General features: G+C 67.7%; 13 protein-coding genes. 3 read left to right on the top strand and 10 right to left on the bottom strand.

Features of this window, described 5'->3' with window-relative positions:
- The first annotated feature begins 17 nt into the window (after positions 1-17).
- Positions 18-665 carry a hypothetical protein gene (locus GEV07_15260; protein MQA04019.1) on the top strand — a complete coding sequence of 216 codons (648 nt, stop codon included), beginning with the start codon at positions 18-20 and terminating at the stop codon, positions 663-665.
- Positions 666-917: 252 nt separating this feature from the next.
- On the opposite strand, the gene GEV07_15265 is transcribed toward GEV07_15260, so the two are convergent.
- The 8 genes from GEV07_15265 to GEV07_15300 form a co-directional block, all read right to left on the bottom strand.
- Positions 918-1115: a hypothetical protein gene (locus tag GEV07_15265; GenBank protein ID MQA04020.1), complete on the bottom strand. Its 198-nt coding sequence runs from the start codon at positions 1113-1115 to the stop codon at positions 918-920.
- A gap of 356 nt (positions 1116-1471) precedes the next feature.
- Entirely contained in the window at positions 1472-1672 is a 201-nt protein-coding gene (locus GEV07_15270; protein ID MQA04021.1) for a DUF397 domain-containing protein, read from the bottom strand.
- 2 nt (positions 1673-1674) lie between these two features.
- On the bottom strand, positions 1675-2544 hold the full coding sequence (locus GEV07_15275) for a helix-turn-helix domain-containing protein (GenBank protein ID MQA04022.1): 870 nt from the start codon (positions 2542-2544) through the stop codon (positions 1675-1677).
- Positions 2545-2611: 67 nt separating this feature from the next.
- Entirely contained in the window at positions 2612-2857 is a 246-nt protein-coding gene (locus GEV07_15280) for a DUF397 domain-containing protein (GenBank protein MQA04023.1), read from the bottom strand.
- A 28-nt stretch (positions 2858-2885) separates the two neighbouring features.
- Positions 2886-3704, bottom strand: coding sequence for a hypothetical protein (locus tag GEV07_15285; protein MQA04024.1), 819 nt, complete (start codon positions 3702-3704; stop codon positions 2886-2888).
- Between the two features lie 186 nt (positions 3705-3890).
- The gene (locus tag GEV07_15290) at positions 3891-4712 is read right to left on the bottom strand and encodes a hypothetical protein (GenBank protein ID MQA04025.1); all 822 of its coding nucleotides are present in this window, start codon (positions 4710-4712) and stop codon (positions 3891-3893) included.
- A 158-nt stretch (positions 4713-4870) separates the two neighbouring features.
- Positions 4871-6487, bottom strand: a complete 1617-nt coding sequence (gene groL, locus GEV07_15295; GenBank protein ID MQA04026.1) for a chaperonin GroEL — start codon at positions 6485-6487, stop codon at positions 4871-4873.
- A 75-nt stretch (positions 6488-6562) separates the two neighbouring features.
- Positions 6563-6877 carry a co-chaperone GroES gene (locus tag GEV07_15300; GenBank protein ID MQA04027.1) on the bottom strand — a complete coding sequence of 105 codons (315 nt, stop codon included), beginning with the start codon at positions 6875-6877 and terminating at the stop codon, positions 6563-6565.
- A gap of 219 nt (positions 6878-7096) precedes the next feature.
- Between GEV07_15300 and GEV07_15305 the strand changes: the two genes are divergently transcribed.
- Together GEV07_15305 and GEV07_15310 are read left to right on the top strand one after the other, a co-directional pair.
- The gene (locus GEV07_15305; GenBank protein MQA04028.1) at positions 7097-8029 is read left to right on the top strand and encodes a tetratricopeptide repeat protein; all 933 of its coding nucleotides are present in this window, start codon (positions 7097-7099) and stop codon (positions 8027-8029) included.
- A gap of 9 nt (positions 8030-8038) precedes the next feature.
- A complete protein-coding gene (locus tag GEV07_15310; protein MQA04029.1) occupies positions 8039-8920 on the top strand; it encodes a tetratricopeptide repeat protein in 882 nt (293 codons plus the stop codon).
- Positions 8921-9000: 80 nt separating this feature from the next.
- On the opposite strand, the gene GEV07_15315 is transcribed toward GEV07_15310, so the two are convergent.
- Both GEV07_15315 and GEV07_15320 read right to left on the bottom strand, forming a co-directional pair.
- Entirely contained in the window at positions 9001-9201 is a 201-nt protein-coding gene (locus GEV07_15315; GenBank protein MQA04030.1) for a DUF397 domain-containing protein, read from the bottom strand.
- The gene (locus tag GEV07_15320) at positions 9198-10058 is read right to left on the bottom strand and encodes a helix-turn-helix domain-containing protein (GenBank protein ID MQA04031.1); all 861 of its coding nucleotides are present in this window, start codon (positions 10056-10058) and stop codon (positions 9198-9200) included. The genes GEV07_15315 and GEV07_15320 overlap by 4 nt, the downstream gene beginning before the upstream one ends.
- Between the last annotated feature and the right edge of the window lie 1002 nt (positions 10059-11060).

The following is an 11060-nucleotide window of genomic DNA, read 5'->3' on the forward strand; positions in this document are numbered from 1 at the left end:
CGGCGAAGGATCCTCCGATGGCGGAGACGAGCAACTACGGTCAACGCGCCCAGCACAGGCTCGCGGAACGGCGCTCGGTGGGTCAGCGACTGCGGGATGCCACCAAGGAGGCGGGCCGGGCGCTCAGTATCAGTATGCCCTTGTCGGTGGCTAGCACCTCACTGGCACTCGTGGCCGACGTATCTCCGGACCTCGCGGCCGCAGGTACCGGCGGTGCATTCACCTTGGCGCTGGCAGGAGCCCGTGCTACCACGGTCTTGACCGGCAACTACCAGCTGCGTGCGCAAGACGGGCAAGCCGAGCGGCGTTCGCTGGGTCGGCGGTTGTGGGACGCCACCAGGGAGGCGGGCGGTAGAGTCCTCGCCGGCGGGGCTGTGACGGCTGGCGCGGTTTCTGTGGCCGACATGGCCGGCGCCTCACCGCCCCAGGCGGCGGCGTTGACCGGCGCAGCCTTCACCGCCGGGCTCGTCACCTGGGCCACTTCCGCGGGCTACCGCGGCGAAGGCGGCCAGGACGGGCAGCGAGTCGCTCCCCGTGTGGACTCCCCCGCCAAGATGGCGCCGGCCGGGACCCGATCGACACCGGGCGCCGGTTCTGCCGGCCGCCTCGCCGGCCGAGACAACGACCAGGCACGCCCCCAGGACAGGCAACGTGGGGAACGCTGACGGTCCATCAGCACCGAGCCGCGAATCAGCGGAAAGATGAGACGGGCAGCGCACCGTGCAGTGCGCTCGGCAGCCTCGGGGTTTGCCGCCGCCACACCGTGGTTCCTCGCAGGCTCCGAAGGGACCAAAGGGACCTGCGAGGACATTGGACAGAGGCCGGGCAGCAGCATCGGGGCAAGTCGCTGCCCGGCCTCCGGGTTCATGCGGGTGGCGCGTGCCACCCCGCCTCTTCCACGTGCACGGTCACGGATCTCATCGCTGCGCTCGCTTCCGCGCGCTCGTGACCCGCTTGCGTGCACCGTGTACGTAACCGTCGCGGATGAGCTGCTCTATCTCACGGGCCTCGTCGTCGGACAGCACGCCCTCGCGCCTGGCGTCGTCCATCGTCTGCATTGCAGCAACCTGCACGGGGCGGAGGTCGTCGACCTTGTGCCAGGGCAGCGCAGGCATACCTGCGACTCCCGGCCGCACAGCACCCTGCTCAGCGCCCACGCCCTTCGACCCGTCAGCGCGACCCGGGCCGGCCCCCTCGGTGCTCTGCATACTCAATCTGCGCTTTCGCATCTAGCAGGCGACTGTTTATGACTCAGCATCCGTGATTCACAGATCTCGACGAGAGACTACGCCCACCGAGTTTGTGTGGCAAGGGCGGGAGACGGTGTTACCAAGATTCGAGATACGGGGTACGCAGGGCAATCGTCGTTATAGGCTAGGCGGGCGCGCCTTGAGACAGGACGCAGACACAAAGAGACCCCCCGGCGGAGGGGCCAGCTCCACCGGGGGGATCGTGTCGTTTCTCTTCTCCGTTAGAGGTCGAAACGACCTTCCTTCAGGTCGCCGAGGAAACGTGAGAACGCCTCCTTGCTGACGACCAGGGCGCCATCGTCCGGCCGCTTACTGTCCCGGACGGCAGTGACGCCGGGGAAGTTCGCTGCGACTTCGACACAAGCATTGGCTCCGTTGCTGAAGCTGGCTTTACGCCAGTCACCTTGAGACAGGTCGATCATGGCTACTCCAATTTCCGGATGTACTCCTTCAAGTAGGCCGCCGTCTCGGCAGGTTCTGCCGCGGCCCTGCGGGTTCGTTCGAAGGAGTCGATATACACTTCGGCCTCCTTCGTATTGAGCACCTCGTACAGGGAGAACTCGGTCTCCGCGAACACCATGCTGGGTTCGTCACCGGGAAAGTCGAAGATGTTGACCGGGCCCTGCAAGCCGGGTGGCGGTCCATCGGCGAACCGGACCATCCGCAGCTCGACGTTCGGCCGCTCACCCATCTCGATCAGATGCGCCACCTGGCCGCGCTGACACGCTGTACTACCCCAGTGATACGCCAGCGCGGCCTCGGTGATCACGGCGACCACCCGAGGAGGGCTCTCCGCACGGTCGAGTACCGCCTGCCGGCGCAACCGTGCCTCGATTGCCCGCTCCCGCGTCTCACCCGTGAGGGTGTCGGTTCCCATGTACGCCTCGATGAACGAACGGGTCTGGAGAAGTCCTGGGACCACGAGAGGGACGTAGACGCGGATCCGCTCAGCGTCTCCCTCGAAGCCGGGGAACTCGTTGTCGAACACGTCGGAGTAGTCCCGCCACCAGGCCCGCTCGCGGGCCCTGACGGCGAGCTCCTCGAGCTCCTGCCGAACGTCCTCGGACTTCTCGTAGAGGCGCAACAGGTCGCGGATGTCGGACATCTCCGGCCGCCGCCAGGTGTTGGCCTCGAACCGGCCGACCTTGCCGCGACCCCAGTCGAGCCTGTCGCAGACCTGGTTGGCCGTGTACCCGTTCGCCTGCCGCAGCTGCGTGAGGCGCCGCGAGAGCTTGCGCTTGGCAATGGTGGCACCGAAGGTGTCGTCACTCACCTCGGACCACCTCCTTGACAGGGCAACGCAACCATAATACGCATGCCTAACTTGTGAATCGCAAGTCGTGCACTGTGCTTTCGCCCAACTACCCGCCGTTCGTCACCGCGTCGTCGAACTCCTGGTCCTTCGCGCCCCGGAGGAACGCGTCCCACTCGCCATGGTCGAAGACCAGCGCCTCGGCCGGGTCGGCGCCGCCCGTACGCAGCAGCACCCACTCGCCGGCGAACGCCACCTCCAGGCCGTCCGGCCCGCCGGAGCGGCGCCAGGTCAGCCCGTCGAGGTCGATCCCCAGCTCGGCCACGGTCGGCTTGACCGCATCGGCTCTCGACACGGTTCACCGCCTTCCACGTATGCACATCTCACGGCTTCCGCGCGACTCCGACGTAGCCGAACCGGCCGTCGTCGTCGTCGGCCTCCACCGGGTCGTCGGCACCCCAGACACCGATGTACGTCAGCTTCCCCTCGGAACCCGCGTACGGCGGCACGAGCTCCAGACCGTCGAACAATGCCTCGATCTGCTCCCTGCTCCGGAAGTAGCCCATCTCGCCGGCGCTGCGGTAGATATCCAAGAATGTCTTGATCCGCTCCCGTGGCTGTCGATCCGCCGTGATGTGGCTGAGCACCAGATAACTACCAGGGGCCAGCTGCTCCATGTACTTGGCGACCATGGCTATCGGGTCCTCGTCGTCGGAGACGAAGTGCAGCACCGCGGTCGCCAGCACGCCCACCGGCTGGCTCAGGTCGATCAGCTCCCGGCACTCGGGCGCCCCCAGGACGTCGTCCACGTTCCGCGCGTCGGCCAGGACGAACGTGGTGTTCGGTTCGCCGGCCATCAGCTCGCCGCCGAGCTCCACCGTGCGCGGGTCGTAGTCCACGTAAAGCACCCGCGTCTCCGGCGCCACCCGCTGCACGATCTGGTGGGTGTTGTCCTGCGTCGGCAGCCCCGCGCCGAGGTCGATGAACTGCCGCACCCCCTGCTGCGTGATCCACCGGGCGGCGCGCTGGTGGAAGGACCGGTTCGCCCACACGGTGCCCTCCAGCTCGGGGAACACCGCGCGGATGCGGGCGGCGGCCTCGCGCTCCTCCGGCGTGTTGTTGGATCCCCCCAAGTAGTGGTCGTACAGCCCGGCCGCCGTCACTTTTCTCGCCCCGGCGTCCGGCGTCCGCTCAGCTGCCATCCTCGCCTCCAAAACAGGGATCCCATATTCGAGCATACGTGTGAATCGCAAGATACCAACGCTGAATTTGCGTTACGTGCCTGTGTCTCCGGCGCCGCGAACCGTCGGTAGCCACGGCCCCCGGTACGCGACGAGGCCCCGGACGTGATGCGTCCGGGGCCTCGTCACACGGGTACGGCCAGCGCATCAGGGCTTCCGCGCCACTCCCGCGTACGCCCAGCGTCCGACGTCGTCGTCGGCCTCCTCGGGATCCTCACATCCCCAGATGCCCATGAACGTCAGCTTCGGGTCTGCGTTCTCGTACGGCGGCTCCAGGTCGAGACCGGCGAAGAACAGGTCGACCAGCTCGCGGCTGCGGAAGTAGATCATCTCCCCCGCGCCCCGGTAGATGCCGGAGATGGCCTTCACCGGACCGGACGGCTGCTTGTCCGCGGTGATGTGCGTCAGAGCGAGGTAGCTCCCGGACGGGAGGGCGTCCATGTAGGTGCGGATGACCCCGAACGGGTCCTTCTCGTCACCGATGAAGTGCAGCACCGCCGTGCAGATCAACCCGACCGGCTGCTCGAAGTCGATCAGCTCGCGGACCTCCCGGCTGCCGAGGACCCTCTCGGGCTCGCAGAGGTCGGCCATCACCACGGCCGCGTTGGCGGAGTCGGCGAGCAACCCGCGTCCGGCCGCGGCCGTGCGCGGGTCGATGTCGACGTACACCACCTTGGCCTCCGCGGCCACCCGCTGTGCCACCTGGTGGGTGTTGTCCTGCGTCGGCAGCCCCGCGCCGAGGTCGATGAACTGGCGCACGCCCTGCTCCGCCAGCCAGCGGGTCACCCGCTGGTGGAAGCTGCGGTTCGCCCACGCCATCGCCTCCACGTCGGGCAGCAGCTCACGCAGCTTGGCCGCCGTCTCGCGCTCGACCACGCTGTGGTTCGCGCCGCCCAGGTAGACGTCGTAGATGCCGGCGGAGGTCGGCCGGTCGGAGCTCACCGCCGAGCTCTCCGGTGCTTCCGTCATGGGGCCTCCTGCCGAAATGTGCTGGAGAGGGCGAACGTGTGAATCGCAATTGCCAAATTTATATTCTGCGCCTGCAGCGCGCTACCGAGGGCCCCCCTACGGCAGACATGACGAGGCCCGGGACGCCAGGCGTCCCGGGCCTCGTCGACAGCTAGGCCTCAGTGGCCGTGGCCATGGCCGGCACCGCCGGCGTCCTCCTCCGGCTCCTCCGGCTTGTCCGCCACGAGCGCGTCGGTGGTGAGCAACATACCGGCGATGGACGCCGCGTTCTCCACCGCCGATCTGGTCACCTTCGCCGGGTCGAGCACACCCTGCGCGAGCAGCTCACCGTACTGACCGGTGCGGGCGTTGAAGCCGTGCCCGACCGGCAGCTCCTTGACCCGCTCGACGACCACGCCGCCTTCGTAACCGGCGTTCTCGGCGATCCTGCGGGTCGGCGCGAGCAGGCTGGCCTTCACGGCGTTCGCGCCCGGCTGCTCGTCGGCAGCCAGCTCGAGCGCCTCGACGGCGGGCACCGCGTGCACGAGGCTCGCACCGCCGCCGGCGACGACGCCCTCCTCGATGGCGGCCCTGGTCGCCGACACCGCGTCCTCGACGCGGTGCTTGCGCTCCTTGAGCTCCACCTCCGTCGCGGCACCGACGTGGATGACGCTGACGCCACCGGACAGCTTGGCGAGCCGCTCCTGCAGCTTCTCCCTGTCCCAGTCGGAGTCGGTCTGCTCGATCTCCTTGGTCAGCTGCTTCTTCCGCTCCTCGATCGCGTCCGCACTCCCGGAGCCGTCGACGATCGTGGTCTCGTCCTTGGTCACCACGACCCGACGGGCCCTGCCGAGCGAGTCGAGGTCGGCGTTCTCCAGCGTGGTGCCGGTCTCCGCCGCGATGACCTGGCCGCCGGTGAGGATGGCGATGTCGTCGAGGATCGCCTTGCGGCGGTCGCCGAACGCCGGCGCCTTGACGGCGGCGCTGGTGAAGGTGCCCCTGATCTTGTTCACCACGAGGGTGGACAGGGCCTCACCGTCGACGTCCTCGGCGATGATCAGCAGCGGCTTGTTGGTCTCCGCGACCTTCTCCAGCAACGGGAGCAGCTCGCTGACCGTCGAGATCTTGCTCTGGGTGAGCAGGATGTACGGGTCCTCGAAGGCCACTTCCAGCCGGTCCTGGTCGGTCACGAAGTGCGGCGACAGGAACCCCTTGTCGAACTGCATGCCCTCGGTGAAGCTGAGCTCGAGGCCGAGGCCGGTGGACTCCTCGACGGTGATCACGCCGTCCTTGCCGACCTTGTCGAACGCGTCCGCGATCAGCTCACCGATCGCCGGGTCCTGGCCGGAGATGGTCGCGACGTGCGCCATGTCCTCGTGCTTGTCGACGTCCCTGGCCACCTCGCCGAGCCAGCCCGCGACGGCCTTGGCGGCCGCGTCGATGCCGCGCTTCAGCGCGACCGGGTTGGCACCGGCGGCCACGTTGCGCAGCCCGGCCTTCACCAGGGCCTGCGCGAGCACGGTCGCCGTCGTCGTGCCGTCACCGGCGACGTCGTTGGTCTTGGTGGCGACCTCCTTCACCAGCTGCGCACCCATGTTCGCGAACGGCTCGTCGAGCTCGATCTCGCGTGCGATGGTCACGCCGTCGTTGGTGATGGTGGGTGCACCCCACTGCTTGTCGAGCACGACGTTGCGCCCCCTGGGGCCGAGCGTCACCTTCACCGCGTCGGCGAGGGCGTCCACACCGTGCTCGAGCTGATGCCTGGCATCCTCGTTGAACTCAAGGATCTTTGGCACAGAAACTCCCTCTCGGGTAGAGCGACGAACGCCCCGGGTCACCTAACCAGGGATCCCGGGGCGCTCCATAACGACTTACTTGTCGATGACCGCGAGCACGTCGCGGGCAGAGAGCACCAGGTACTCGTCCGCGCCGTACTTGACCTCCGTGCCGCCGTACTTGCTGTACAGCACGACGTCACCTTCGTTGATGTCGAGCGGGATCCGCTTGTCACCGTCCTCGTCCCAACGGCCCGGCCCGACGGCGATGACCTTGCCTTCCTGCGGCTTCTCCTTGGCCGTGTCTGGGATGACCAAGCCGGAGGCCGTCACCTGTTCGGCCTCGAGCGGCTGAACCACGATGCGGTCCTCGAGTGGTCGGATGACAACCTTTTGCTGGGTCGTCGTCACGATCTGACCTCCCCCTCCGGAAGTCTTGTCCAGGATGGATGAGAGGCGACCTCGGTGGCCTGTCGTCGCGGGTGCCAGACCGACCTGCGTCGCGTCCTACTGCTGGCACTCTCTATACCAGAGTGCCAACAGGCACATTATTCTGCGGTTAGCACTCCGTCAACTCGGGTGCCAGCGCGTCCGACTGGCCCTGAGCCGCGGGACCGGCTACGTTCGCCCATGCCAGCACACGTGCCGCCGCCCAGCCAGGAGGAGACGATGCCCGACGACGACCTCGACGCCGTACACCGGCTGCACGAAGAGGGCCAGTGGGACGAGGCGACGAAGGTCCTGAACCGGATCATCGACGAGGAGGGTCCGCAGGAGGGCGAGGCCTGGTACTGGCTGGGCGTGACCTGGGAGGCCAAGCGCGACCCGGAGGCGGCCGTGGACGCGTACCGGGAGGCGGCCGGCTTCGACCTCGGCGACCTGGAACCGCTCGCGCAGATCTCGCTGGCGCGGTCGCTGCGCAAGGTCGGCCGGTCGGGTGAGGCGATCGCGATCCTGGACGACACGGACGTCGACGACGACGAGGAGCTCACCGAGCTCGCCGCGGCGGTACGGAAGAAGGCGAAACGGGCCGGCCGGGTGCTGCGGCTGCGGCCCGGCCTCCACCTGACCCCGGCGGAGCTGGCGGCCGCGCTCTTCGCCGTGCTCTGCGGGGTCAGCACGGCGTTGCCGTGGACCCAGGTGAGCACGGCGAGCGGCGCTCCGGGGAAGTCGCCGTACCCGGGCCTGGTCGGCACGTCGCTGTGGTCGGTGACCACGCTGGACGGCCTGCTGATCTGCGCGATCGGGCTGGTGCTCGCGGTCTACGTGACCCAGATGTTCAACCGGCCCGCACTCACCCGGTGGTTCGCGGTGGTCAACGTCGTGCTCGCCGTGCTCGCCGCCGTCGGCATCCTGCGGCTGTCCCTGCTGCTACTCAAGCTCGACGGCGCGGCGCAGTTCCTCTACCCCGAGGCGACCAAGCCGGCGATCCGGCCGGACCTCGGGCTCTACGCGCCTGGGGCACTCACGGTCGTCGTGCTCACCATCGCGGTGTTCGCGCTCGTCCGGGCGTTCAGCGGTCCCGTCCCTACCGGACGGCTGGCCACGGCACGAGCCAGGTAGCCACCGCCCATGCCGGACGCCGACCTCGACGCCGCGATGCGGCTGCGTGCGGCAGGAGACCTGCCCGCGGCGATCGAGGTCCTGTCCGCCGTGATCGACGCCGAAGGCCCGGACGAGGCGGAGGCGTGGTTCTGGCTCGCTGCCACCCGTCACGACACCGGCGACGCGGCGACGGCGGTCGCCGCCTACCGCGCCGCCATCGACACCGGACTCGACGCCGACCTGCACGTACAGGCGCACCTGTGGCTGGCGTCGGCGCTACTCGACGAGCACCGCGGCGAGGACGCGCGCGAGGTGCTCGACGCGATCTGGGAGCGCGTCGAGGCGGACACCTCGGCCGGCGACCTGTGGCAGCGGCTGTACGGTCGCACCCGGCGTGCTACCTGGCGGCTCACCGTGGCTCCCGGCAGGTATCTCACCAAGCTCGAGCTGGTCACCGGCGGCGTCGGGCTGTTGTGCGCGCTGAGCACGTTCCTGCCCTGGGTGTCGGTGCGGAGCTGGATCGACAGCGCCCCACAGCTGCTCAACCTGTGGCAGGTGGCTTGGCCGAACGCGCTGCCGATGAGCACCTCGGCCCTCGTCGTGCCCTGCTACGCGGTGCAGCTGCTCGACCGTACGGCGTTCGGCTGGCGATGCGCGCTCGTCAACGTCGGGTTCGCCGTCATCACGGCCATCGGCGCGAGCAGGACGGCGGCCTGGATCGCCTTGTCCGGCTCGATCCCGCCGTCGGCCGGGGTACCGCGGGTGACGCCGTATGCCGGCGCCATCGTCGGCTGGCTGCTCACGGCGGCGCTCCTGGTCGCGGCGGCGCTGACCCTGCGCCGTGCGTACATCGTGCGGAAAGCTAGCCACCACGCAGCGGGCTGCATACAGCAGTCGAACGAGCGGTAGGCAGCACACAGAGCGGGCCCCACCGTACTGCTCAGAGGTGGGGCCCGCCTCGTGGTCTTGCCGCGACTAGCGCGGTGTGCTCAGCTGAACTCCCCGCCGTTGACGCCCTTGACGAACGCACTCCACTCGGACGGTGTGAAGACGAGCGCCGCGGCCTGCGGGTTCTTGCTGTCGCGGACGGCGTAGTGGCTCTGCACACGCGCGACCTCGACGCAGTTGTCCGGGTTACTGAAGCTCGACTTGTGCCACGCGGCACCAGTCAGGTCAACCTGCTTGTTCATTGTTTGTCCTCCTGGTGATCGGGGCTGATTCTTCCCAGGACCCCTCGGATGAACTCAACGCTCTCCGCAGGGGAGAGCGCCAGCGCCATCGTATGGTCGATGACACTTCTACACCGATCGAGTTCAGCTTCCTCGAGATAGAGAGAGCCAGCCTGGCTCTCGATGTACGCGATCGGTGAGTGTAGATCCTGGTCGAACTCGAAGATCGTCAGACCCCCGGCTGCGCCAGGATGCTCGGCCTTGTCGTACGGAAGGATCTGGATCGTGCAGCGGTTGGGCGGATCGATCAATCGCTTCAACTGCTCCCGCATGATGGCGTTGTCGCCGATCTTCCGCTTGAGGACGCTCTCGTCGAGCACGTACCAAGCCGCTGGCGGGTCGTCGTCCCAGACCAGCTTCTGCCTGGCGATCTTGATCTCGACGGAACGGGCACCATCCTCATCGGACTGCAGGTTTGCCCGAGTGAGACCGCGCGCGTACGGCTCGGTCTGCAACAGTCCCGGTATGACAAGTGGCTCCCAAGCCCGGATCGAGACGGCGGCCGACTCGATGCCGAGCAAGTTCGCGTGGTTAGGCGCGAGGTAGCGGCTATACCTGGACCACCAACCCCGTTGACGACCGAGCTGCTGTAGCTCTTCGAGCGGTTCCCGGTCCTCGACGTCGTACAAGTCGAGGAGCGTGCGCAGCTCCGGTCTGGTGACACCGACCTGTCCCTGCTCGATACGGCGGATCTTCCACTCCGAGCAGTCCATCTCGTCGGCGACCTCTGCGAGCGTCATGCCGGCTTCCTCGCGTAGGCCGGTCAGCCGTTCGCCGAGTTGCCAACGGGGGACGGTAGGTCCGATCGCCTTCGCCATGAAAAGAAGTGTCTCTCCCTGGTCACCATGGAATCAAGTCACTTGCTCATACAAATTGGATCTGCAATTTGCTGATAGCACTTGACGGACGGTTCATTGTGTGTCACTGTAAGTGCCATCGCGAGTTGTGGACGCACCGTTACAGGGTGCGGGGCGCAAATCGCGAGATCGGCTCGGGGATAAGGCACGATCGGGAAAGAGAGAGATGTACTCCGCAGATGCCTGCCCCCACCCCAACCTGTGTGGCAACGCCGCCCGCGTCTGGTGCCTGCAGTGTGGGAAGAGCTTTCAGGCGGATGACCCGCTGGCCGTCCGGCCCCGCTGGAAGCAGCCGCTGACCCAGGTTCCCGAGGGAACACGCCCCGCTGTGGTCGGCGCAACGGGCTCAACGAGCGGATAGCCCCCTCCCGCGCCTATCCCCGAGCGGGGTGGCGCCGAACCCCACCACCAGGTCGGCGCCACCCCCACAAGCAAGTGGGACCGGACACTGTGTAGCCCCGAGCCGGTGTCCGGTCTCACTCCCAAACCAGAGGGCCCAGCCTCCGCCCCTAAGGCTGGGCCCTCTTTCAATGCCCTGGAAGTCCCGGGCGCCAGGGGCCGCTCGCCGAGAGTTCCATCACCTGGGACACCAAACCGCCAAATGGGCCCCTCGGTAACCACCCCGATAGCCAGCAGCCGCCACCGGGCGGCGAACGCCTGGTTAGCACCGCACAGCCGGTCGAATTGGCCCGTTCGTACTGGTTTCCCGGCAGATATGCCACGCCGAGGCGCCGTGCCGAGAGCACACACCGCAGTCATCCGTGGTCGACCCGGGCACCGTGCCACCAACCCCGCCCTCCAGCGCCCGGCGCCTCGCCGTATCTACTTCGACCTGAAAAAGTCGGGGCGTGGCGGTCTCTGAGTGGGGGTTTGTTCGTCGAGAGGATGGCCTCGAACCCTTGGGTGAGAAGGGGTCGAGGCCATCGTGTTTCGTACTGTAAATGATCAGCCGACGTTGTGGGA

The sequence above is a fragment of the Streptosporangiales bacterium genome, assembly GCA_009379825.1.
Taxonomy (GTDB): Bacteria; Actinomycetota; Actinomycetes; order Streptosporangiales; family WHST01; genus WHST01.

Coding starts and splice junctions, on each gene's coding strand:
- GEV07_15260 (MQA04019.1), top strand. CDS start 18: ATGGCGGAGACGAGCAACTACGGTCAACGCGCCCAGCACAGGCTCGCG.
- GEV07_15265 (MQA04020.1), bottom strand. CDS start 1,115: ATGCCTGCGCTGCCCTGGCACAAGGTCGACGACCTCCGCCCCGTGCAG.
- GEV07_15270 (MQA04021.1), bottom strand. CDS start 1,672: ATGATCGACCTGTCTCAAGGTGACTGGCGTAAAGCCAGCTTCAGCAAC.
- GEV07_15285 (MQA04024.1), bottom strand. CDS start 3,704: ATGGCAGCTGAGCGGACGCCGGACGCCGGGGCGAGAAAAGTGACGGCG.
- GEV07_15290 (MQA04025.1), bottom strand. CDS start 4,712: ATGACGGAAGCACCGGAGAGCTCGGCGGTGAGCTCCGACCGGCCGACC.
- GEV07_15305 (MQA04028.1), top strand. CDS start 7,097: ATGCCAGCACACGTGCCGCCGCCCAGCCAGGAGGAGACGATGCCCGAC.
- GEV07_15310 (MQA04029.1), top strand. CDS start 8,039: ATGCCGGACGCCGACCTCGACGCCGCGATGCGGCTGCGTGCGGCAGGA.
- GEV07_15315 (MQA04030.1), bottom strand. CDS start 9,201: ATGAACAAGCAGGTTGACCTGACTGGTGCCGCGTGGCACAAGTCGAGC.
- GEV07_15320 (MQA04031.1), bottom strand. CDS start 10,058: ATGGCGAAGGCGATCGGACCTACCGTCCCCCGTTGGCAACTCGGCGAA.